Here is a 24,499-nt window from a genome sequence, read left to right on the forward strand (position 1 = left end):
CTTTAAAACTTAAAAAAACATTGTGAGAGCGAAAATCAAGGCTCAACCGCATAACCACCTTATCTAACCATGATTAGGGAAGATAAAATGGCTTACGGCGGTTACTAGCAAAGATTATCTATTGTCGAGTATCTTACTGACTTTTATTAAATAGTTACGTGACTCTTGAGATACGTGCGATGTTACCAGTTTTCGATACACTTGTTGTGGGGTCATTGAGTTAATTATATTAATAGCCTCATTACGATCACTTGAGAAAGTTCTTAATACACTTCCTGCACCACCATTGTAAGATGTGATCATGGCATATCTTAATGAGATAGGATTATTAATACCGGCTAAATATTTCGTTTTCAGCAATGACAAATAAGCTGTTCCCATATCGACATTATTACGAGGGTCAAGTAAATATTGTCGGCTCGGTTCACCCGATTTACCCCGTAACTTGAAGATATCACGACCAGCGGTATGTTGTTGAACTTGCATAAGCCCTAGCGCATCAGTTCGACTTACCGCAAATGGGTTAAATGCTGATTCAACTTCCATAATAGCTAAAATTAATCGCTCATCAATTAAGTAGCGGTTAGAAGCTTGAGTGACAAGCGGTAGGAATTTTCGAGCACGTTGGTTGATATGGTTGGGAACGAGTTTAATTTCAACGTAAGTGATTCTATGTGAACCGGAGTTACGGGTTTTCATGTTATTGCTTATTAGATAATCAGCAAAACTATTGGCTCGCCCGCTCCAACGTATTGGTTGGCGATCTTGGTCTAATACCTGATTATATAAAAAGGGTTCTTCTGATAAATCTTGGCTAACTTTATCTCTTCGAATAATCTCGACCGGTTCAGGCATCAATAGTGTTGAGACAATTGCCTCTTTTAAATTAATTTCCGGCGTATCGGATAACGTTTCAATGGTAATAACGCCGGAAACAAAGTTAATATGCACCCGTGTTCTTAAATTATCTTCATATTGCACATAATCTTTGGGCCCGGCAATAAGCACTTCTTTTGGTCCCCAAATCTGTTCTATATTATTCGCATATTGACTTATTAAGATATTAAATGCATTGGTATCTTTAACATAATAATCTTCATCTTCTTTCTTTGAATTAGGACCGGGACAAGCGGTTAAAAGACTTACTGTTACCAGCAGTGTAATAATTTTTATTTTATTTTTCATGTTAGCTCTCAATGTTCTGGTTTATACCCATCAATAACGACATCTTCACCTTCAAATAAAAACTTAACCATTTCAGATTCAATTTTTTTACGATGCTCAGCATTCATCATATTAAGTTTGTTTTCGTTAATTAACATTGTTTGTTTTTTAAGCCATTCTTGCCAAGCTGTTTTGGAAATCTCATTGTAGATACGTTTACCAAGCTCACCAGGATAGAGCTGAAAGTCTAAGCCTTCGGCATCTTTTTTTAAATAATGACAATAAATAATACGACTCATATTTAATCCTGTTTTAGAAACTATTATTTGTTAAGCGCTGATTATAACCGAAAATAAATCGAGAAAAGAATAAAATTATTTAATATCTCAATTTATGCCGAATCGTTACATAAATGAATTTTAATTCAAAATAAATGAATAAATATTTACTTTACACCCTTATAAAAAGGCATAAAATAGAATAAAAAGGCTTAAAACAGAATATAAGGACTGAATAATGCAATCCAATGTGACTCGAGAATTATTTGATAAAGTGATATTACCCGTTTATGCTCCTGCTCAATTTATTCCGGTAAAAGGAAGTGGTAGTCGTGTTTGGGATCAAAATGGCGAAGAGTATATTGATTTTGCCGGTGGCATTGCAGTTAACGCCTTGGGGCACTGTCATCCACGATTGATTAAAGCTCTACAACAACAAAGTGAAAAGTTATGGCATGTTAGCAATGTGTTTACTAATGAACCGGCTTTAAGTTTAGCCAAAAAGCTTATCGATAATACCTTTGCTGATCGTGTTTTTTTTGCTAACTCAGGTGCCGAAGCCAATGAAGCAGCTTTCAAATTGGCTCGTTATTATGCCACGCAAAAATACAGTCCTTATAAAACCAAAATCATCGCTTTCAATCAGTCTTTTCATGGGCGAACTTTTTTTACTGTTTCAGTCGGTGGGCAGGCTAAATATTCCGACGGTTTTGGACCCAAACCGGCTGATATTATCCATGTACCTTTTAATGATCTTGATGCAGTTAAAGCGGTTATGGATGATCATACTTGTGCAGTTGTACTGGAACCGGTACAAGGTGAAGGAGGTTTAAATTCAGCAACAACTGAATTTTTAACCAGCGTTCGAGCGTTATGCGATGAATATAAAGCGCTACTTGTATTTGATGAAGTGCAGTGCGGAATGGGACGAACCGGCAGCTTGTATACCTATCAACAATATGGCGTTATACCCGATATCTTAACTTCAGCAAAAGCATTAGGTGGCGGTTTTCCGATAAGTGCGATGTTAACAACCGAAGATATTGCATCAGTTATGCATCCGGGTGTACATGGCACCACTTATGGCGGAAATCCTTTAGCTTGCGCTGTGGGCTGTGAAGCGTTTGATATTATCAACTCACCAGAAGTACTTGCAGGTGTAGAAAAGCGTCGAGCAATATTTATTGAGCATCTTGAAAATATAAATCAACAATTTAACGTATTTAGGGAGTATCGTGGCAAAGGTCTATTATTAGGTGCTTACTTACAACCTGAATATCACAGTAAAGCCCGCGACTTTTTAAATGCCGCAGCTGAATGTAAAGTAATGATTTTAAATGCTGGCCCGGATGTATTGCGTTTTACACCGTCTTTAATTATCAGTGAAAACGAAATTCAAGCCGGAATGGAACGCTTGTCAAAAGCAGTCGAAAAAGTTGTCAATTCCTAAGTTTTTCTATACAGTAACGGCATTTTAAGTGATTAAGTGCCGTTAATGCACTTAAAGGACATTTTTTATGACCGACATTCGACCATTAAACTATGCTAAAACGCATTTTATTTTAAGTGCACCCGATATTTCACATTTACCAATTGATAGTGGCGTTGAAGTTGCCTTTGCCGGCAGATCTAATGCCGGTAAATCAAGTGCACTTAACACATTAACCAATCAAAAATCTTTAGCAAGAACCAGTAAAACACCGGGACGAACGCAACTTATTAACTTATTTGAAGTGGAAGAAAATTGTCGTTTAGTTGATTTACCGGGCTATGGTTATGCACAAGTTCCGGAAGCGATTAAACGCAAATGGCAAAAATCATTAGGCGAATATCTGCAAAAACGAGAAAGTTTAAAAGGCTTAATTGTATTAATGGATGTTCGGCATCCGCTTAAAGATCTCGACCAACAAATGATTGAGTGGGCTGTATCAGTTGATATTCCAGTTATGCTACTGTTAACTAAAGCCGATAAACTCGCTTCAGGCGCATTAAAAAAACAGGTTAACATGGTTAAAGAAGCTATCTTACCTTTTCAAGGTGATATTACTGTTGCACCGTTTTCATCGCCAAAACGTATCGGCTTAGAGCCTTTGAAACAGAAATTAGACCAATGGTTCAGCCAACAATAAAGGAACGTTAAAATGGATAGTTCAGCCTTTTCATTTCAATCATTATCACCCGACGTTATTTTTGCTAGTTTGGCAACCGTTGGTATTCGGGTTGATTCGGGGCTGACTGCTTTAAATAGTTATGAAAATCGTGTCTATCAATTTTCTGATGAGGATCGCATACGATATGTCGCCAAATACTATCGCCCCTATCGTTGGAATCAGGCACAAATTCTTGAAGAGCATCAATTTACTAAGCAACTATCAGAAGCTGATATTCCTGTCGCTGCGCCATTAACCTTTAATGGTCAAACTTTGCATGAATATGAAGGCTACCTATTTGCTCTGTTCCCAAGTGTAGGAGGACGGCAATATGAAAGTGATAATATCGAGCAGATGGAATCGGTAGCCACTTTGCTGGGACGTATTCATCAAATTGGTGCAAAACAACCTTTTATTTATCGCCCTACAATTGGACTGGAAGCATATCTTTATCAGCCTAAAGAAGTTTTGTTAACCTCTAATTTGATCCCTAAGAAAATCCATGACGAACTCAAGACCAGTTTAACCCACTTAATACAGATTGTTGAGCAGCATTGGCATACCGATTGGCAACCAATTCGCCTGCATGCTGATTGCCATGCCGGTAATATATTATGGCGTGATAGTGCCATGTTTGTCGATTTTGATGATGCACGTAATGGACCAGCGATTCAAGATATTTGGATGTTACTCAATGGCGATCGAAAAGCGCAACAATTGCAACTTGATAGCATTCTTGAATGCTATCAAGAGTTTTATCATTTTGATATGAACCAACTGAGTTTAATTGAACCACTTAGAGCAATGAGAATGGTGCACTACCTAGCTTGGATAGTTCAGCGTTGGCAAGACAGAGCTTTTCCAATCGCATTTCCTTGGATAATCGATGCTGATTTTTGGTATCAGCAATTAGCTGAATTTAATCGGCAAAGTCAAGCCATTAAAGCACCACCGCTACAATTGATGTCAATGTTTTAAAATGAGCAGTATCAAGAATCAATCACGCCAAATAACCTCTATCGCAAATCGGGACAATGGTATCATTCAATATTCAGCAAGAGAGCAAATCATCGATTGATTAAGGTTAATAAATTCACTAAGTCGGGGGCGTTTGCTACCAGTTGCTCTTTTTTCTGTTTTGAAAGCTGTTTTATACGATACTCAAGTTTCAAAGCGGTTGATCTGTCACCGACACTGATTTGATAAACAACGGTTAAATTATGATGCCCTTTAAGGTGTTTAGCACCTTTACCATTTTGATGCTGCCGTAAACGCCTGGCGACATCAGTTGTGATACCGGTATATAAAGAGTGTTTAGCCGTTCTGATAATATACAAAAACCAAATAGCAGAATGATTACCCATAACCAAATTTAAAACGCAGATGTAATTTAGATGGATATAATACGCTGTTTAACCAATTTAATCAGTAAAGTCCCGTCCTATTATTAGAGATGATCGGTTTGATTAATCGATGTCAACGTAAAATAACCACACGAGTCAATATCATCTTGTTTATAATTAATAATGCTAATGCTGGTATTTGCTAAAATTTCTGTATTTTGTAAATGTTCTTGCCAATTTCCACCCGTAAGAACATAAATCAGTTGTCTTAACAATGAACCATGCGAAACAATTAAAATATTTCCATGATGATTTTCAGTTATGATATCGTCAATTGCCTGTATGGAACGCATAAATACACTTCTAAAATCTTCTCCTTGATTGTCAGCTATTGAATATTTTTGGGCATCAGTTTGTAAATAGATAAAGTTTGGGTCAGCATAATAATCGGGCACAAATTTACCCTCCCATTGACCAAAATCAATCTCTTTTAATCCTTCATGCAACTTTAAGGAAATATCTCGGTTATTAATAATAAGCTTTGCAGTATCAACAGCCCTCTTTTGTGGGCTTACGTAAGCGTTAACAAAATTCACCTTGTCTACTGCTTTAGCAGTTAATTTTGCTTGATTAATACCATTTAAAGTGAGTTGAGAATCTGATGATCCTTGAAATAACTGTAATTGATTCCATTTTGTTTCACCATGGCGGACAAAATAAAGATTGATGTTTTTAAACATAAAGTTGTTCCCTTTCATTTTTTTGAAGTAGAGAAATATTTTTTGAGGCTGATTGATTTGATGACATAAATAAATAGTGAAAAATAGATCAAAAAATAAATCATATTGTTACCTGTACCGATTTGCTGTGAAGATAAATAGATAATCTCTACCGTTGTGGTAATTAAACAAAGAAAAAAGTAAAAAGTGAGATAAATTGGCGTGTTCTGATTTTTTTTGATAATCAAATAAATCAACAGCGCAATACAGCACAGTATGACCAAGTAAAGCAGTGTTGAAAAAACATCTAATTGAGAATGAGCAAAATTCGAATATAAACCATAACTGATAGAATAAAAGTTAACCAATAACACGACTAAAATCAGAATAATCGATACTTTTTTCATCTGTTCTACCTTATTAATACTAAATTTTGCTCATCTCATCATTGCCAATGATTGTGCTGTTTTAAACAAAGTAATTGGCTTGTTATAGTTCAGTTTTTATGACAACTTTTAATACTGATTGTTTAGGATCAGTCGATAAATCAATCGCTTCGCTTAATTTATCTAAAGGAAAAACGTGGGTTATCATTTCTTGAGTGTTGAGTTTTTTCTTCTCAAGCAGATCTAACGCTTCCGGGAACTCATAAGGTGTCACCGAATAAGTGCCGATAATACTAATTTCATCCTTAAAGAAACGGCTGGCATCAATATTCACCATTTTATTTTTATCAAACCCGGAAAAGACAATGATTTTCCCCGCCCTTCTTACCAGATTAATTGCATCAGACACTAATGATGAAACCCCGGCAGCAATAACAATGACATCAACGCCTTGCCCATGGGTAATTTTATTCACTTCTTCAAAAATATTTTTCTCTGCAATATTAATTGTATAATCACATCCTACTTTTAGTGTTGTTTGTAATTTAAATTCAGACATATCACTAATAATGACTTTATTTGCGCCTTTAATTTTGGCTAACTGCGCATGTAAGATGCCGATTGTTCCGGCGCCCATAATAAGTACACTATCATTAGGTCTAATATCTGCTTGCTTAAGACCATGCAAACAACAAGCAATAGGTTCAATTAAGGTAGCTTCTTCATCTGTAACACTATCGGAAACCTTATGGGTCAAATGCTTTAAATGTAATTCGGGAATACGAATAAATTGGGCAAAACCACCGGGATCGATATTATTTGTTCTAAATTGCTCACAAATTGTGTAATGTCCTTTATTACAATAGTGGCAAGTAAAACAAGGAACATGTATTGCAGTGATAACTCTATCGCCTAGCTCAAAACGATCAACGTTTTGGCCTTTTTTAACAATCTCACCGACTACTTCATGTCCTAGCACGGTAGGCTTATTAACACTATCGCCCCTAATTTTTTGAATATCGGTACCACACAAACCACAGGCGAGCATTTTTATCAATACTTCATTATCAGAAATATCAGGAATCGGAAGATCCTCTGTTCTTAAATCGTTTTGTTTATAACATACTGACGCTTTCATCTTTATTGTCCTTTTTACTTTTAAATTCTAAACGGTTTTTTAAATCAAAAAATGGCTGGTAATAGTGTTTAAAAACGGAATTGTAATAGTGATTTATTTGCAAATTGGGGATATACCGAACCAAATAGTTATCACTCTGCTTATCTGAATTTTTATCAATATAGTGATTTTGATATCCGGCTAACATGACTGCACCTTTGCAAACCGCTTCTTTGATATTACACGATATGATTTCTCGACCAAGAATGTCGGCTTTTAACTGCAACCACAGTGGATTTTTTGCCGCCGCACCGATTACCTTTATTATGGGGTGATAGCTTGCGGTTAATTGCTCAATAGTGGTCAAGGTATTTTTTAATTCAAAACACAATCCTTGAAAAACAGCCAATAATATATTTGATAAAGTGCTGTTTTCATCAAACCCATACCAAAGCCCTTTGGCATCAATATTACGCTTAGGTGGTCCACTTCCCCGCAAATGCGGAATAAAGATTGATAGGTTTGCTTTGAGGTAAGGTAAATCGGTCAGTTTGCCAAGCAATGAATCGATTAATTGATTAAATTCATCATCACTCACCGAAAAAGATCGTTTAAACCATTCAATGCTATAACCCGCTGACGGAAGAGAAGCATAAAGCGTATATAAATCATCAATAACATATTGCCCATTTGATAGATGACTATCTAAAAAACCGTTGTCAAAATTGGCTTGATTACGTAATAACAGTAATCCTTCAGTGGTGCCGGTTGAGTTTAAAATTTCACCCGGTTTAAGTTCGGCTGCGATTGAACCACACATATGGTCATGACCACCAATTGAAACCATGATTGACTGACTACAATTGAGTTTTTGGGCCAACGCTGGTTTAAGTTTCGCAATATTTTTGCCGGATTGAACAAGATCGCAAAATAGATGATTGAGCGCAAAAGCTGACGCAATTTTTTGTGACCAACAATGATTTTTCAGATCATAAACCAGCGTTCTTGACGCAAGTGAAGGCTCTGCTCTTTTTACATCAGTCAATTTATAAGCCATATATTCGGCAATACATAACCATTTAACTTTATCGATATCCAAATCAATGTTTTTTCGAATCCATAAAATTTTAGTTAAACTATAGTTACTATGCACAGGAATACCGGTAATTGCATAAAGCTCATCATCGGTGAATTTTTGATTAATTTCTGCTACATTTTTCTTAGTTCTGGTGTCATACCAAGTGATTGCCGGGCCTACCACCTCACCTTTTTCATTAATCAGTACACCTGATTCACCTACGCTTGCAATAACGATATTTTTAACATTTTGCGCTTGAGAAGATGAACCAATAAGCGTAATGATAGCCTTTTCAAGCTGTTTATATAACGATGTAATATCAAAGTCCGATCCATATTCTGAAATCACTTTAGGGGTTTGAAAAGCAACGCTATCAACCAGTTTTAGTGAAGGCAATTCAAAAACACATAATTTACAATTTGTTGTCCCGATATCGATCCCAATCGAGTACATATTAACCTCCTTACTTACCCTTTCGCTCGATAGTTTTCAAGCAAATTGAGTGCACACCCACTATAAAATAACAAATTAATCATATAGTTAAATTTATTCATCTTGAAAAAAAGTGTAGCTGTCTCCATTCCGATAAGTTGCCTTATCAGATTCATTACCTCAATTAAAAGTGTTATTTATAGTGGGTATACGTTATTTTTTTAGGCTAGATCCCATGTTTTTTTAGTGTGGCGATACAATAAAAGACAAGTGATGAAAATTATTGGAATTAAGGCTAAAGCGATATAATTTCCTTCAAATACTTTCACTGCCCAAAAACGGTAGGGATTACCACCATCTAATAAGCTTGAAAATTCACCGTCGGTTTTTACCGGGAAATTAATACTTTTTGCAATGTTGGTAATTATCGGCGCCACAGCTGAAGCAACATAAAGATTCACAATTAAGCAAGGTATGCCGATAATAAATGATCTCACAATATTGCCACGACAAGCTAATACCACCATGGAAATAGGTACCCAAATATTGGTTAAATCGCCAAGTGGTAATAACCTATTACCGGGTAATATGATTGATAAAATCAATCCAACGGGAATAAGTAAAAGTGCAGTAGAAAGCACCGATGGATGCCCAACAGCAACAGCAATATCTAAACCAATGTATAAATTTTTCCGGTTAGGAAATTTTTTATTTAAAAATTGCTTCACTGCATCGGATAATGGTAACAATCCTTCCATGAGTAATTTAACCATTCTTGGCATAATTAACATGACAGCACCAAGATTAATCGCTAAGTTTAAAATCCCTTTAACATCATAACCCGCCGCTATACCAATTGCGCCACCTATGACAAATCCAATCATCATCGGTTCGCCAAAGATACCAAATCTTTTTTGTATCGTTTGAGGATCGGCATGCAATTTTTGTAATCCCGGTATTTTATCTAAGATAAGATTACCTAACACACCAATAGGAAAGAAGATAACAGATGATAGTGTCGGAAGTGATATACCGGGTAACTCAAAATACTTTTGAATCATAGGCGCACACCAGTCAGCCAAAACAAAAGTTATCACAGCAGTAACCCCTGCTATAATCAATCCATAGACAAAGCTGCCAGTACTGCTATAAACCAGCGCACCAACAAAGGTAAAATGCCAGAAATTCCATAAATCGATATCGACAGTTTTAGTCCAATTAACGGTTAACATCACAATATTGATAATAATGGTCATTGGAATTACAAAAGGGGCAATCGGTGAAGCCCAAGCAATTGCTGCTAACGGTGGCCACCCAAGATCAATGACGGGTAAATCAATTCCGGCATGTTCAACTAAATCAGTTGTTGCACTGCCAAGACTGGTTCCTAACAAGTCAAAAATAACAAAGATACCAACAAAGCCCATTCCAATGGTTAATGATGAACGAATTGCCCGCCCTATTTTTACCCCTAAACACAGTGCCATTATAAAGATGACAACAGGTAACATGACGGTCGGCCCGAAGCCCAAAATATATTGGACAACTTCAAGTAACTTATCAGCCATAATCAATCTCCTTGCAAGATCCTAACGATTTCGGCTAAGACTTCTTCTTCACCTATAGTGGTAATTAAAGGTACGCCATTGATAATTGGTGTTTTCTCTAATTGATAAGACACTTTAGAAGTCACGATAATTAAATCAGCCATACCGTCTTGAGATTGTACAGTTGCGACATCAGACTGAATGTTTTCAACCTCGATACCATGCTCGGCACAATAATTTTTAACTTTCTCAGTTGCAATAGTTGAAGTTGCAATACCACTGGTACAGGCAAAAATGATTCTTTTTTTCATAATAAAGCTCCTTATTTCAAAATATCTTTTAAGATTTTTTTGATTTCAAATTTGTTATTACTTTCAACTATTTTTTGCAAAATCTGATCATTGCTGAACGATGATGCTAATTTCATTAAAAAAGTTAAGTGGGTATCGGATCGTTTTAACAGTAAACCAAATACGATATTGACGGAGAGGTCTTCATCAGTTTCGGCATTTTTAAAAATAATGCCTTGTTTACTGGTCACAACAAACATGCCATCTTTTTTTACAAACTCACTGTCAACATGAGGCATCGCAACATTAAGGGTTTTTAATTTAAATCCGGTTGGATGTTCATTTTCTCGTTCAATAACTTTTTGTAAGTATTGTTCTGTAACATAATGATTTGCTAATAATACATGGCTAATGGCTCCAAACATTGCTTCACGGCTTTCAAAGCTTTTGTTTAAAAAAATAATATTGTCATCCAATTGTTCTAATTGCATATTTACCACCTATGACGTTAGTTTAACGATGAATGTTTAATAAATTCATAGATAGTATTTTGTTGTAAACAACTTGCTTCACATCGCCTTTTGCTTTTAACAATACTTTAATAAGATTATATTCATTATTATTAGCGACATATTGTTTACCAATTGAACTGATATAAGCTCTACGCAAATCACCACCGACATTGAGTTTAACAACATTATATTGGCTAATTTTTTGCAAAGTTTGATCATCAATTCCTGAACCACCATGGATGACCAATGATACGGGGGATATGTCGGATAGTTTGCCAAGTAAATCAAAGTCTATTTTGGGCTGTTGTTCAAAACCGTGCACATTACCAACTGATACAGCCAAAGTTGCACAGCCAGTTCGTTTAACAAATTCTTGAACTTGATTAGGATCGGTTTTACGATCTGCTTCATTAACTTCATCGTCCTCTTTACCGGTGATGGCACCTAACTCTGCTTCTACCGGAATGTTGTATCCACCACAAAAATCGACCACTTTTTTTGTCAATTGAATATTTTCTTCAAAAGGTAAATGAGAGCCGTCAATCATAATTGAGGTAAAACCAGCCTCAACCGCTTGCTTAACATCTTCAAAAGTTTTGCCATGATCCAAATGCAGACAAAATGGTGTCTTCATGGTACTAGCTCGATTACGAACCATATCGACAATATATTTATAACCCGATAACACGATGTTTGTCGGTGCAATCTGCACCATGCTTGGTATGTTGCTCTCTTCAATTGCATCTAATATGGCTAAAGTTGTTTCCAAATTTGTTGTATTAAATGCGCCAGCTAATGTTTTTTGTTTTTTAGCTTCACCTAATAAAGTATACCCATTGACTAATGCCATAACTAACTCCTACTTTCGTCTAAGTGTTGTCCCCAAGTAGTTTACGTTTGATTTTAGCCATACATTACCAAACTCGATTGGTAGACCATTATCAAGGTAAACTAATTGTTCTAAATGAAGAACGGGGGAGATATCACTAATATTTAATATATCTGCCCGCTCCTTACCTACCACTCGGGCTGAATAACGGCAGTCCGAATGATCTATTTTTTTATGGGTAATGCGTTCAATTTGGTTAAATAAACTATGTTTAGTAAAATCGACCTGCTCTATTTCAGGACATAAAGCTAAATTGATTCGGTTTTCAATAAACATGATTTTTTCACCATTGACGCTTCTTACCCTTTCCATATAAAAAATATTTGCGTTAAGCGGAACTTGTAATTTTCCACTAATATATTCGTTTGCTTTCTCTACTCTTTTGGTGATAACCTCGGTGGTGAACTTGACGTGCTGCATTTCTAACGATTCGGCAAATGACTGTAGTCCATAACCTAATTGATAAGAGATGTTTTCAGCTTTTACATACGTTCCTTTACCTTGAATCTGTTCCAGCACAGATTCATTAATCAGTAACTCTACCGCTTTTCGAACTGTGCCTCGACTAACAGACAGTAGGCTCATGATCTCGTTTTCCGACGGGATTCTGTCGCCCGCTTTTAAATCATTACGATAAATCTGATTTCTTATCCACTCTTTGACTTGTACATAAAGAGGTGTGCTAGAAAATTTGTTGATACTCATTGGTTACCCCAAATATTAGTTAAGTTAAATATACATCCATAGACAACTATGTACAACTATGGACAACTAGTTTTTAAACAAAATGTGAGTTTAATCACATTTTAATATTTATCAATAAAATTTAGATAATTGACTGTATTTAGTTCTGATATAACTTAAAGATAATAAGATGCTAAATAACAATAAGGAATTGTTGAAGAAATAAAATTATTTTGCAAATAAAAAAGTCATATTTCAAAGCGCTATTTAACGATAAGTTTATTTTTATTCGATAGTCAGGCTAAATTACTTGGCAGATTAAAGATAGATTTAACATTATTAATAGTAAACACACGGAGGCATAAATAAAAACGGCATCCAACAAATGGGTTACTTACCTTTAACAATTTTTAAGCTAATTACATTTGAGCTAGCTAGTAACCGATATCTTTTCGTATGCATCGCCCGTTAATATCGACTGTTTCATTTACTTTAAGCTTGATAGTGTTTAAGATAAACATCATTTTTGATGTATCTTAGGACTTTAAAACTTGAATAACTTTGCAAACATTATTGAAATCGAGCGCGGCAATATGAAGTTCGCTTACGTACAAAATGATGAGATAAATTATTTGGAACTTTTTGACCAATTTTTGTCCGAAGAAGGACATCATGAGCTACTCGATCCAAGTGATAAAATTGAGAGATATACTTATCTAATTAATCACAATCAATCTAAATTTATTTTCAAAATAGATGGCGGTGTTGAGCATCGTTTAGAACGTCGACTTATCGCTAAAATCACTGGTGATTTTTATTTTAATCTAATTCGTAAGCTGGCTAAAATTTCGTTGGATAAATGCGATATCGCTTATGAACTCTATTTAGTCGCTTTTGATAAAACCACCAATCGCCACTATATGATCTTTAATTTTATAGAAGGACGTTCATTAACATGGGATGAAATGCGTGAATATGGAGAGCAAGTTAAAGCATGTATTGAAAAACTGCATAGTTATAATCTTGTTTCAAACGATGTTCATGGTGGTAACTTTATTTTAACTCCAGAGGGTAAAATCAAAGCAATCGACTTAACTAACTCCGGTTTTATTTGGTTAACTAAAGCCAATGATGCAATCGAATTGCGTGAGCGTTTTGGCATTAAAATTAACGTTCCTTTCCTGGCTATGGCAATTAAAAAATTTACTCACGGATTTAAACGGTTATCACGTAAAATTCGCGGGAAAGAAGATTAATAAATCAAATGGGAGAAAAACAAACTTCTCTCATTTTTCTTTAAAAAATTATAACTAATTCACTATAATAAATAGAATTTTTTTGATAGTTTCTAGTGCTAAAAAATATCTAAATCCTTCTGTTTTAAATACTGGTAAATACTTTTATAACCGTTTAGAATTAAACTAATCAAGCAAAGAAGGATGAGTTATGAGAAAGTTAATTGGTTTTACTGTTTTAGTTGCGTTACTAACTGGTTGTTCTTCTCAGAAAATGCTGTCAATCTATCAAACAGAAGGTGTAGAAATTACTCAAAACACGTCTGGTGTGGATATCATAAATAAATACAGTACTTCACAACCTATTACCGTCCTTCATTCTTCTTTATCACTCTGTATTGCGCAAGAACTTGATAATAGTCCAGTGGTTTTGAACCGTGAAAACTATCTCAGTTCAGCATGGTGGCCATATTATAATATGCCCACTCAACAAGCAATTACGATAAATGGTGGCGATACTATCAAGTTAGTTGAAGGTAATAATGTTGTTGCTAACGCTGTTACCAATTATCAATCACAATCCAAATACTTCGTTAGTTATACATTAACCGCAACTCGCAATGCCAAAAATATCCGTTACCTATTTAGCAATATCAAACAAGCTCAACAATATACTGGTTCTATTGGCAATGAAGGGTTTGAAAATGTAAAAACCTTAGAAAGAGCCCACCCAGATTTAGTTATTGATGCACTCAATAAAGAAGTCGATAAAATTCAAGCTTGTTTATTACATTAATACTGCATCCTCAAAAAAAGTTACAGTTGAGGAACGGTTTTTTAGTCTAAAATCTATACAAAATTCTTATCAAGACTTTTTAAAAAGTAAAACTCATTATGAAAAAAATTCTTTTTTTATTATTGGTTCCATTTTATAGCTTTGCACAAAATGACATAAATGACTTTTGGAAAAATGATTTTTGGCAAATTAATAAAGTAGTAAATCATGAATTGGATTTATTTGAGTTATCCAATCCCCCCGCTGAAAGATTACAGATACGTTCAGATGGAACGAAATTTATTTACGGTAACTCTTTAACTTTTAATACTAATGGTACTTTCTTATCAAAATACTCTGCCTGGTGTGGTAACGATTGTTTTACCCATTCGGAAGGTATTTATGAAAAAATTGATGAAACACATCTTCGATTACAAATCAATTTATTCGCGCGTTCTGGCTGGTGTGAAGGCGTAGAAGATAGAACAGTTCGAGATTTAGGAACTTTTGAAATTAAACCAACTAAAAATGGCTATCAATTAGTTAAATTAAAGGATGAATGAAGACTAGCTATAAAATAATAAGCTAAGAAGCTAATAAGCAAGTAATATCCTTCTTTTCAGTATATTAATTAAACTAACTCCTTAATTTATTATTCCCTAAATTATTATTTATCTATTAGATAAATAATACAAAAATAGTTGATTCATTGATGTATAAAAAGTTGAGGAACGGTTTTTTTAGTCTAAAATCTATACACAATTCTTATCAAGGCTTATTAAAAAGTAAAACTCATCATGAAAAAAATTCTTTTTTTATTATTGCTTCCATTTTATAGCTTTGCACAAAATGACATAAATGACTTTTGGAAAAATGATCTTTGGCAAATTAATAAAGTAGTAAATCATGAATTGGATTTATTTGAGTTATCCAATCCCCCCGCTGAAAGATTACATATAAGTTCGGATGGAACGAAATTTATTTACGGTAACTCTTTAACTTTTAATACTAATGGTACTTTCTTATCAAAATACTCTGCTAGGTGTGGTAACGATTGTTTTACCGGTTCGGAAGGTACTTTTGAAAAAATTGATGAAACACATCTTCGATTACAGATCAATTTATTCCAGCGTTCTGGCGACTGTGAAGGCGTAGAAGATAAAACAGTTCGAGATTTAGGAACCTTTGAAATTAAACCAACTGAAAATGGCTTTCAATTAATTAAAATAAGGGATGAATAAAAAACTTGTCATTCAGTTATAAGTTAAGAAGCAAGCAAATATCTTTTTTTTTACATTAATTGAACTAAACTTTTAACTATTTTTACATCTTCCCTAATTACTCATTATCTGCAGGACAAAAAAGCAAAACTGTCGGACATTTGATTTAAAATTTTGCGGTGCATGGTTTTTAAATGATAAATAGGCAAAATTAGGCATCAATCCATTTTTTAATTAAAATGCTTATAACACTCTTTCTTTTCTATTACATTAGTCATTACTAATTTCTTCCATTTTAAAGATAGCTAAAACTTAAAAGTCTCGATAAATCAATCATAAAATTAATAAGACACTTAATTTAATTACTTAACTAATTATACTAACTTTCTTATTTTTATAATTTCTTTCTGCATTGCTTTACTGCATGCTATAAAAAATCGTTTCAGTATAAATTATGGACTAATATGCGTTCTCGTTTCTGATGTTTATCTTTTTTTAAGAAATTGGATAATCTTCCCCATTACCATGTAATAAAATTAATCGAACACCTATGCCACTCTTATGATAAAACAAGTTGGCACTGTCAATATAAATATAGCTTATTGCTCTTTTCCTTTTGCATCTAATAATCAGGCTAATTAAATATTTTTCTGATTTAATTTAAATTTTATACACTTATTAAACCCACTTTAATGACTGTTACTGCTGCTAATTATTTAAACTAACTTACATTAATTACAAAACTAGTTAGTTAACTTTCTTAATCTTCTGATTTCTTGTTCCTTAACTATACTAGATTTGTACTATAAAAAACTATCTTACAAGAGGTTTAGCTATGAGCATGATGCAACAGTTAAAAGAAAACAAAATCTACATCGGATCATTACCCCTACCTATTTTTATCGTTTGTTCAATTATCGTTATCATCGCCGCACAATTAGATATGCTACCAAGAACATTAATTGGTGGTTTCGCGGTGATTTTACCACTCGGTTGGTGCCTAGGTACCTTAGGACAAAATATTCCTTTTTTCAAAAAATTTGGTGCACCTGCAATATTATCGTTAATTGTGCCCTCTTTATTAGTCTATTATGGCGTATTTGATGACAATACCTTAGCAGCAACTAAAATGCTAATGAAGGAATCTAATTTTCTGTTGTTTTATATTGCAAGTTTAGTTTGTGGCAGTATTCTTGGCATGCATCGCGTTATTTTGATACAAGGTTTTATTCGCATGATGATCCCAATGTTGCTCGGCATGTGCTTGGCAGCATTAGTTGGGGTGTCAGTCGCAGTAGCGTTTGGCGATACGTGGGAACATGCTTTTTTCTATACGGTATCACCGGTTATGGCTGGTGGAATTGGTGAAGGTGTATTACAACTTTCTAATGCCTATAGTAATATTTTAAACCAAGATTATGATTCATTTGTCAGTGCATTAATACCAGCAACTGTTGTGGGTAACTTTTTTGCTATCACCTTCACCGCTATTATCAGCCGAATTGGTGAAGTTAAACCTCATTTGAGTGGTCAAGGTCAATTGGTCAAAATCGAATTTGACGGGCTAGCTGATGCCCTAAAAGAAGACAAAACACCATTGGATGCTCGGGCAATGAGTGGGGCTGTTATGATTTTAGCTACACTATTTATTTTTGGTATGATTTTAGAAAAAATCACTCACTTTCCGGGGCCAGTGTTAATGATTATTGCAACGGCTGTGGTGAAATATTTTCGCTTATTACCACAAAGCGTTGAGCGCGGTAGCCAGCAATGGTACAAATTTATCTCAGGCAACTTTACCTTTCCATTAATGGCGGGATTAGGCTTGTTATATATTGATCTAGCAAGTGTAGTTAAAGTACTAACCATCCCATATTTTATTACCATTATCTCGGTTGTATTTACCGTTTCTATGACTGGTTTTGTCTGTAGCTTCTTCTTAAAAATGCATCCGGTTGAAGCCTCTATTATTTCGTCTTGCCAAAGCGGCATGGGCGGAACAGGTGATGTAGCAATACTTTCAACCGCAAATCGAATGAACTTAATGCCTTTTGCACAGGTTGCAACAAGGTTAGGTGGAGCGTTAATGGTGATTTGTACTACCGCGCTATTAAGATACCTACATATGTAATAGCAAAATTTAACAATGTAGATTAAATGTAAAATATTCTAAGTTTGATTAGGATTTATTAAGTGTAATTAGAAGGGAAGAATCATGACAACAGTTCAAGAAAAAGCGTTAGCAATTAGTAAACAAATGCACGGGAAGTTTGAAGTTCACTCAAAAGTACCGGTTAATTCAATGTCAGATCTTAGTGTCGCTTACACCCCAGGCGTTGCAGCGGTGTGTACCGAAATTGCTAAAAATCCCGAATCTGTGTATGAATATACCAGCAAACGTAATTTAGTTGCTGTAATTACTGACGGCTCAGCGGTATTAGGATTGGGTAATATTGGGCCTGAAGCAGCAATTCCGGTTATGGAAGGAAAAGCAATATTATTTAAACAGTTTGCCAATGTTGATGCAATCCCATTATCGCTTAATACTCAAGACCCAGATGAACTTGTAAGCCATATTGCGGCGCTGGCCCCGTCCTTTGGCGGCATCAATCTTGAAGATATTAGTGCGCCACGTTGTTTTGAAATAGAAAAAAGATTGCAGGAAATTCTAGATATCCCTGTTTTTCATGATGATCAACATGGCACTGCAATTGTAGTTTTAGCGGCATTGCATAATGCACTTAAAGTTGCAGGGAAAACGATTGAATCAGCAAAAATTGTGATAAATGGAGGTGGCGCAGCCGGTTTAGCAATAGCTGATATGCTTTTGGCGGCAGGCGTTACCGATTTAAAAATTGTCGATAAAATCGGTATTTTATCGGAGGATGATGCATCGTTACCGCCACACCATTTGGCTATGGCTCGTCGAACCAACCATTCAAAACAAAAAGGCACTTTACAAGATGCCATTAAAGGTGCCGATGTGTTTATTGGTGTCTCTGCGCCGGGTGTATTAAAACCGGAATGGGTATCAACTATGGCAGAAAAATCGATAGTTTTTGCCATGGCTAATCCAACACCAGAAATATTCCCTGAGGAAGCCAAAGCAGCAGGCGCTTTTGTGGTGGGCACCGGAAGGAGCGATTATCCAAATCAAATCAATAATGTGTTAGCTTTCCCGGGTATTTTCAGAGGAGCTTTAGATGCCAGAGCAAAAAACATCACTTTAGCTATGCAACTAGCAGCTGCTAAAGGGTTGGCCAATATTGTTACTCAAGACAAATTATCCGAAAACTGCATATTACCTAACGCATTTGAACCTAACGTTGCCAAAGTGGTTGCCGAAAGTGTTAGAAACGCAGCGGTAGACTAATCATTACCGACCTTAATTGAACTTGAAAAAAACCTACTGATAAAAACAAATTATTAGTAGGTTTTCTTATCAATCTGTTTATATTAGTATGCATAAGGATTTCGTCTTGAGTTTGTAATATGAACTACTTTTTTAATCGGTTATCGCTTAAAGTCAAATTAATCAGTTTAATTTGTTTGGTTTTTATATTATCAGTTATTGCACAGAATATTTATATTATTCATGTTGTTAACGATGAATACTTAAACCTTTCTCGCCAGCGCACCGAAAATATAGCCACTATCATCTCTACATCAGATAGCATTATTGAAAATTTACAAAATCCGACGGCCAATAATCTTGAATTTATTCAGAACTATACCGAGCAAGCCAGAACATTTGCTCAAGTAGATTATATCGTTATTTTTAATATGCAAGGCATTCGATATTCTCATCCCAATAAAGATAAAATCGGTCAACTTATTGTTGGCGGGGACGAGCAAAGAGCGTTACAAGGCGAGTCTTATACTTCAATAGCCAAAGGTACGTTAGGTGATGCGATACGTGCATTTAGCCCTATTTATAATAAGCAACAACAACAAATTGGAGCGGTTTTAGTTGGGCAAACACTGCAAAAAATTAATCATTTAGTAGCCAGAACAAGTCAGCCTATATGGCTGTCACTTATTGCATCATTAGCCATTGCGATTTTATTAGCCTCATTATTATCCCGTAACATAAAAAAGATATTGTATGGACTTGAACCGTTAGAAATGGCTCAACTTTTTGAAGAAAGAGATGCAATTATCAGAACGGTCAAAGAAGGAATTGTTGTAATTAACCGAGAAGGTTGTATCACTCAAATAAATAATGAGGCAAGAAGAATATTACGTATTGAAGGTAAAAAAGAAAATATTATTGGTCAACAAATTGCTGATGTGATCCCTAATACCCGTTTATACGAAGTTATGATGACCGGCATAGCCGAATATGATTGTGAACAAAATATTAATGGGGTTGTAATTTTAACTAATCGTACTCCTTTATTTGTTAACGATTCGTTAGTTGGGGCAATTGCCTCATTCAGAGATATGACAGAAGTTCGATCACTGGCAGAAAACCTTACCGGCGTCAATCGTTATGCTGATGCTTTACGTTCACAGTCGCATGAATTCAATAACAAATTACATGTAATTTACGGACTGGCATTTAACAATAATAAACAGGAACTTATCGATTATCTTGAAGAGATAATTGGTAACAAACAAGCTGAATCGAATATCATCAGCCAAGCAATTAAAGATCCGATCGTGGCGGGTTTTCTTAATAGTAAATTTAGTCGAGCACGTGAATTAGGTGTGTCATTATCTTTTAATGTGAGTGGGATCTTAGCACCGATTCCCGATTCTCAAGTTACCCATAGTCTGGTGACTATTTTTGGTAACCTTATCGATAATGGCTTAGATGCAGTCCAATTTTTAGATAATAAACTGATTCAAGTAAATTTATCGATTAATGAAGAAGCGTTTATCTTTGAAGTCAATGATAATGGAGAAGGCATTAGCGAAAAAGATATGCAGCATATCTTCAAAAAAGGTTTTTCAACCAAAGGAGACAATCGAGGGATTGGTCTCTACTTAGTTGTAGCTAGTATTGATGAGCTTAATGGTCATATTCAATTATGTGATCAAATTAATAAAAAAGGAACGTGTTTTAAAGTATCATTACCACTTAAACAGCTTTATAGAGGAAAAAACTGTCATGGTAGACGTACTGATTGTTGAAGATGACCCAATGGTGGCAGAATTAAATAAAAAGTATTTGCATATGGTACCGGGTTTTAATTTAGTTGCTAATGTGGTTAATGGTGAACAAGCTTTACATTTTATTCATGATAATCATGTTGACTTAATCTTGCTTGATGTATTTATGCCCAAATTAAACGGGCTTGAGCTATTACAACATATTCGTATTAGTTACCCTAAAATTGATATTATTATGGTAACAGCCGCTTGTAATACCAATGATATTCAAGCAGCTTTACGTCTGGGCGTGATTGATTATATCGTAAAACCATTCACATTTGGCAGGCTCAGAACAGCACTTATTTCTTATCAAGAACGGATACGGTTATTGTCCTCAAGCAAAATATTAAATCAAGATCAGTTAGATGATCGCATTTTTGCCAAACCCGTTAGCCAAAATAAAAGTCTACCCAAAGGGATTGATAGACAGACATTGAAAAAAGTGCGGGAAGTAATCATCGAATATAATAAAGAATTTTCAATGAGCGATATTGTCGAATTAATCCCATTATCTCGTATATCATTGAAAAAATATCTTGATTATTTGGAAGATCTTGGCGAACTGGAAAGCCATTTAACTTACTTATCAATAGGCCGACCGGTTAAATGTTATATTTATCAAAAATAAAGTATTTATGTTGTCAATTTGCCTATGAACGAATTCAATGATAATAATCAGTGATTCAATCAATGACAATTGAATTAACTCGTGGGTAAAATCGCTTATTTAATGGCATATTTATTCCATACTTATTTCGTCTAATGACAGGCTAAAACTAGGTACAAATACTTCCAAAAAGTAGTCCATTTCCGGGCTATTTCGTTCTGATAATGTTTTTTTCAATCTTTGTTCGGCTAATCGAAATTCATTGTTACCAGCGCTAAGCTCTTCTATAGTCTTTAAATAAGCACATAAGGCATCAGCTTGCTTGACAATACTTTTCTCTGACTCGTCATAATAATCATCATCAATCAACGTTCTAAAGTCGTCTTGTAACTCTTGTGGCAACATATCGATAAGTTTATGTTGGGCAATTTTTTCAATCTTTTTATATTCAGTTGTGATTTGCGGATTGTAATATTTAGTGGGTGTCGGTAAATCACCGGTTAACACCTCTGATGCATCATGATACATAGCAAGCAATGCTATGCGCTCAGGATTGACTTTGCCATTAAATCGTTTATTTTTGATAATTGCTAATGCGTGTGCCACAAAAGCGACTTGAAGGCTATGCTCAGAAACATTTTCAGTACGAACATTTCGCATTAATGGCCAACGGCTAATCAATTTTAATCGTGAAAGATGAGCAAAAAAATGGCTATTATTCATAATAATTATCTCATGCGGTTAAAAATAAAAAACGCCCCCAAATGGAAGCGTTTATATTGTTATCAACGTTATATTTGATTTAGGCTAAAACAAGTTGTTGTGTACCTAATGCTAATGGAACAGGTTGATCTTCTGTAAAAGTAACATATTCCCAAGCTTCTTGTTTTGCTAATAACGCCTGTAATAACTGATTATTCAAAGCATGACCAGATTTATAACAAACCACTTCACCGATCATGTTATGACCACTCATATATAAATCACCAATAGTATCAAGCATTTTATGACGTACAAACTCGTCTTCAAAACGTAAACCGTCTTCATTTAAAACTTTATAGTCATCAACTACAATCGCACAATCTAAGCTACCACCAAGGCATAAGCCTTTTGATTGCAATGCTTCGATATCACGCATAAAACCGAACGTTCTTGCGCGACTAATTTGGCGAATAAAAGATTCAGATGAAAAATCCAATTGATAACGTTGTGAACTGCTATCGATAGCAGGATGATGAAAATCAATGGTAAAATCTAATCTAAATCCACTATATGGTCTAACTTCTGCCCATTTGTCGCCGTTCTCAACTCGTACAGTTTGTTTAACTCGTAAGAATTTTTTCAGTGCATTTTGTTCAGTAATGCCTGCATCTAACAACAAATAAACAAAAGGGCTTGCGCTACCATCCATAATTGGAATTTCTGGCGCATCAACTTCGATAATAATATTATCAATACCAAGTCCAGCTAATGCCGAATTGATATGCTCAACAGTAGAAATACGCACATTATCTTCGTTAACTAAACAAGTACAAAGCATAGTATCACGCACTGATTTAGCATCAACCGGAAAATCGACATACGGATTTAAATCTGTACGACGATAGATAACGCCTGTATTTTCTGGTGCAGGACGTAATGTCAAAGTAACTTTTTTACCGGTATGTAAACCTACACCAGTTGCTTGAATCGTCTTTTTTAAGGTTCTTTGTTTCACTTTGCACCTACTCTTTTATTTGTTTCTATTGATATTTGACAATAAAAAACCAAATAAGTTCAATACTAATTAGCCTGCTTACGGATGAAAGCAGGGATATCTAAAATTTTGTGTTCTTCAAGAGGAGAAACAGCGGGTTCATTAACCACTTTCGCTAATTTTTCTTCTTGTTGCCCAAGTGTATTACTTTGGGTAAATAATGAATTATGAGCCATTGGCTTAGAGATTTTTGCTTCCGGACGTTTATCCATGCCAATACCTGTAGCAACAACAGTAACACGAATCTCATCAGACATGTCAGGGTCAAAAGTTGTACCCACAACCACAGTTGCATTATCAGATGCAAACGCTCTCACTGTACTACCAACGGTTTCGAACTCTTCTAAACCTAAATCTAAGCCAGCGGTGACATTGACTAAAACACCACGTGCACCAGATAAATCAATATCTTCAAGTAACGGGCTTGAAATAGCCATTTCAGCTGCTTCTTCGGCTCGGTTATCACCGCTTGCACGACCAGATCCCATCATAGCATAACCCATTTCAGACATCACTGTTCTTACGTCAGCAAAGTCAACATTGATATGACCAGGTTTAGTAATAAGCTCGGCAATCCCTTGTACAGCACCTTTTAATACGCCGTTAGCGGCAGCAAAAGCATCAAGCAGTTTAACACCACGACCTAATACTTTTAATAATTTATCATTTGGAATCGTAATTAATGAGTCAACATGTTTTGCTAATTCAGCGATACCTTGTTCAGCAAAAGCCATACGTTTTTTACCTTCAAAACCAAAAGGTTTAGTAACGACTGCAACAGTTAAGATACCGAGTTCTTTAGCAATTTCAGCGACAACTGGAGCTGCACCGGTTCCGGTACCACCGCCCATACCCGCTGCAATAAAAACCATATCGGCACCTTCAATCGCATTACGAATGACTTCACGATCTTCTTCTGCAGAGTTTCGACCAACTTCCGGATTAGCACCTGCACCAAGCCCTTTAGTAACATTAGTACCAATTTGGATAGTTTGACCTACCTTTATTCTTTTCAATGCTTGTGCATCAGTATTTGCCGCAAAAAACTCAACACCCTCAATATGCTCAGCAATCATATGCTCGACAGCATTACCGCCGCCACCACCGACACCAATAACTTTAATGACTGCTGCTGGTTCATCATCTGCAACCATAGGCTC

Annotated in this window: 26 protein-coding genes; 11 read left to right on the top strand and 15 right to left on the bottom strand. The window is 35.3% G+C overall.

The features are described from left to right. Positions 1-114 precede the first annotated feature (114 nt). Entirely contained in the window at positions 115-1,185 is a 1,071-nt protein-coding gene (gene mltC, locus GYM74_RS09535; protein WP_220217987.1) for a membrane-bound lytic murein transglycosylase MltC, read from the bottom strand. 8 nt (positions 1,186-1,193) lie between these two features. Continuing rightward, positions 1,194-1,463, bottom strand: coding sequence for an oxidative damage protection protein (locus tag GYM74_RS09540; protein WP_220217988.1), 270 nt, complete (start codon positions 1,461-1,463; stop codon positions 1,194-1,196). A 217-nt stretch (positions 1,464-1,680) separates the two neighbouring features. On the opposite strand from GYM74_RS09540, the gene GYM74_RS09545 reads away from it, so the two are divergent. The 3 genes from GYM74_RS09545 to GYM74_RS09555 all read left to right on the top strand — a co-directional run bounded on the left by GYM74_RS09545 (position 1,681) and on the right by GYM74_RS09555 (position 4,570). Beyond that, positions 1,681-2,892, top strand: a complete 1,212-nt coding sequence (locus GYM74_RS09545) for an aspartate aminotransferase family protein (protein ID WP_220217989.1) — start codon at positions 1,681-1,683, stop codon at positions 2,890-2,892. Positions 2,893-2,959: 67 nt separating this feature from the next. Then, positions 2,960-3,571: a ribosome biogenesis GTP-binding protein YihA/YsxC gene (gene yihA, locus GYM74_RS09550; protein ID WP_065562307.1), complete on the top strand. Its 612-nt coding sequence runs from the start codon at positions 2,960-2,962 to the stop codon at positions 3,569-3,571. 12 nt (positions 3,572-3,583) lie between these two features. After that, positions 3,584-4,570, top strand: a complete 987-nt coding sequence (locus GYM74_RS09555) for a serine/threonine protein kinase (RefSeq protein WP_220217990.1) — start codon at positions 3,584-3,586, stop codon at positions 4,568-4,570. 89 nt (positions 4,571-4,659) lie between these two features. Here GYM74_RS09555 and GYM74_RS09560 read toward each other — a convergent pair whose 3' ends face one another. From GYM74_RS09560 to GYM74_RS09605, 10 genes are all read right to left on the bottom strand, one after another. After that, positions 4,660-4,956: a GIY-YIG nuclease family protein gene (locus GYM74_RS09560; RefSeq protein ID WP_065734823.1), complete on the bottom strand. Its 297-nt coding sequence runs from the start codon at positions 4,954-4,956 to the stop codon at positions 4,660-4,662. Positions 4,957-5,039: 83 nt separating this feature from the next. Continuing rightward, complete coding sequence (locus GYM74_RS09565) at positions 5,040-5,675, bottom strand: histidine phosphatase family protein (RefSeq protein WP_220217991.1); 636 nt, start codon at positions 5,673-5,675, stop codon at positions 5,040-5,042. Positions 5,676-5,689: 14 nt separating this feature from the next. Then, positions 5,690-6,061, bottom strand: coding sequence for a hypothetical protein (locus tag GYM74_RS09570; protein WP_220217992.1), 372 nt, complete (start codon positions 6,059-6,061; stop codon positions 5,690-5,692). 82 nt (positions 6,062-6,143) lie between these two features. Then, complete coding sequence (locus GYM74_RS09575) at positions 6,144-7,178, bottom strand: zinc-dependent dehydrogenase (protein WP_220217993.1); 1,035 nt, start codon at positions 7,176-7,178, stop codon at positions 6,144-6,146. Further along, positions 7,156-8,688, bottom strand: coding sequence for an L-fuculokinase (locus GYM74_RS09580; protein WP_220217994.1), 1,533 nt, complete (start codon positions 8,686-8,688; stop codon positions 7,156-7,158). The genes GYM74_RS09575 and GYM74_RS09580 overlap by 23 nt, the downstream gene beginning before the upstream one ends. Before the next feature lie 200 nt (positions 8,689-8,888). After that, entirely contained in the window at positions 8,889-10,235 is a 1,347-nt protein-coding gene (locus tag GYM74_RS09585; protein ID WP_220217995.1) for a PTS galactitol transporter subunit IIC, read from the bottom strand. Between the two features lie 2 nt (positions 10,236-10,237). Next, complete coding sequence (locus GYM74_RS09590; protein ID WP_220217996.1) at positions 10,238-10,525, bottom strand: PTS sugar transporter subunit IIB; 288 nt, start codon at positions 10,523-10,525, stop codon at positions 10,238-10,240. Between the two features lie 11 nt (positions 10,526-10,536). Continuing rightward, positions 10,537-10,995: a PTS sugar transporter subunit IIA gene (locus tag GYM74_RS09595; protein WP_220217997.1), complete on the bottom strand. Its 459-nt coding sequence runs from the start codon at positions 10,993-10,995 to the stop codon at positions 10,537-10,539. A 22-nt stretch (positions 10,996-11,017) separates the two neighbouring features. Beyond that, positions 11,018-11,866, bottom strand: a complete 849-nt coding sequence (locus tag GYM74_RS09600) for a class II aldolase (protein WP_220217998.1) — start codon at positions 11,864-11,866, stop codon at positions 11,018-11,020. Positions 11,867-11,875: 9 nt separating this feature from the next. Then, positions 11,876-12,610 carry a GntR family transcriptional regulator gene (locus GYM74_RS09605; RefSeq protein ID WP_220217999.1) on the bottom strand — a complete coding sequence of 245 codons (735 nt, stop codon included), beginning with the start codon at positions 12,608-12,610 and terminating at the stop codon, positions 11,876-11,878. A gap of 530 nt (positions 12,611-13,140) precedes the next feature. Between GYM74_RS09605 and GYM74_RS09610 the strand changes: the two genes are divergently transcribed. From GYM74_RS09610 to GYM74_RS09645, 8 genes are all read left to right on the top strand, one after another. After that, positions 13,141-13,845 carry a lipopolysaccharide core heptose(II) kinase RfaY gene (locus GYM74_RS09610; protein ID WP_220218000.1) on the top strand — a complete coding sequence of 235 codons (705 nt, stop codon included), beginning with the start codon at positions 13,141-13,143 and terminating at the stop codon, positions 13,843-13,845. A 190-nt stretch (positions 13,846-14,035) separates the two neighbouring features. Beyond that, the gene (locus GYM74_RS09615) at positions 14,036-14,620 is read left to right on the top strand and encodes a hypothetical protein (protein WP_220218001.1); all 585 of its coding nucleotides are present in this window, start codon (positions 14,036-14,038) and stop codon (positions 14,618-14,620) included. Between the two features lie 98 nt (positions 14,621-14,718). Beyond that, the gene (locus GYM74_RS09620; protein WP_220218002.1) at positions 14,719-15,162 is read left to right on the top strand and encodes a hypothetical protein; all 444 of its coding nucleotides are present in this window, start codon (positions 14,719-14,721) and stop codon (positions 15,160-15,162) included. A 234-nt stretch (positions 15,163-15,396) separates the two neighbouring features. Further along, positions 15,397-15,840 carry a hypothetical protein gene (locus GYM74_RS09625; protein WP_220218003.1) on the top strand — a complete coding sequence of 148 codons (444 nt, stop codon included), beginning with the start codon at positions 15,397-15,399 and terminating at the stop codon, positions 15,838-15,840. An 814-nt stretch (positions 15,841-16,654) separates the two neighbouring features. Beyond that, positions 16,655-17,950: a 2-hydroxycarboxylate transporter family protein gene (locus GYM74_RS09630; protein ID WP_220218004.1), complete on the top strand. Its 1,296-nt coding sequence runs from the start codon at positions 16,655-16,657 to the stop codon at positions 17,948-17,950. A gap of 84 nt (positions 17,951-18,034) precedes the next feature. Beyond that, the gene (locus tag GYM74_RS09635) at positions 18,035-19,192 is read left to right on the top strand and encodes an NADP-dependent malic enzyme (RefSeq protein WP_220218005.1); all 1,158 of its coding nucleotides are present in this window, start codon (positions 18,035-18,037) and stop codon (positions 19,190-19,192) included. 119 nt (positions 19,193-19,311) lie between these two features. Beyond that, positions 19,312-20,955: a DcuS/MalK family sensor histidine kinase gene (gene dcuS / locus GYM74_RS09640; RefSeq protein WP_220218006.1), complete on the top strand. Its 1,644-nt coding sequence runs from the start codon at positions 19,312-19,314 to the stop codon at positions 20,953-20,955. Beyond that, positions 20,933-21,604 carry a response regulator gene (locus GYM74_RS09645; RefSeq protein ID WP_220218007.1) on the top strand — a complete coding sequence of 224 codons (672 nt, stop codon included), beginning with the start codon at positions 20,933-20,935 and terminating at the stop codon, positions 21,602-21,604. The genes dcuS and GYM74_RS09645 overlap by 23 nt, the downstream gene beginning before the upstream one ends. A gap of 111 nt (positions 21,605-21,715) precedes the next feature. Here GYM74_RS09645 and yfbR read toward each other — a convergent pair whose 3' ends face one another. The 3 genes from yfbR to ftsZ form a co-directional block, all read right to left on the bottom strand. Next, positions 21,716-22,306 (bottom strand): 5'-deoxynucleotidase, encoded by a 591-nt coding sequence (yfbR, locus tag GYM74_RS09650; protein WP_220218008.1) that lies wholly within the window; start codon positions 22,304-22,306, stop codon positions 21,716-21,718. A 79-nt stretch (positions 22,307-22,385) separates the two neighbouring features. Next, positions 22,386-23,300, bottom strand: coding sequence for a UDP-3-O-acyl-N-acetylglucosamine deacetylase (gene lpxC, locus GYM74_RS09655; protein ID WP_220218009.1), 915 nt, complete (start codon positions 23,298-23,300; stop codon positions 22,386-22,388). A gap of 65 nt (positions 23,301-23,365) precedes the next feature. Next, positions 23,366-24,493: a cell division protein FtsZ gene (gene ftsZ, locus GYM74_RS09660; protein WP_370634068.1), complete on the bottom strand. Its 1,128-nt coding sequence runs from the start codon at positions 24,491-24,493 to the stop codon at positions 23,366-23,368. Between the last annotated feature and the right edge of the window lie 6 nt (positions 24,494-24,499).

Origin of the sequence: Gilliamella sp. ESL0405, assembly GCF_019469205.1 — a bacterium.
Lineage (GTDB): Bacteria > Pseudomonadota > Gammaproteobacteria > Enterobacterales > Orbaceae > Gilliamella.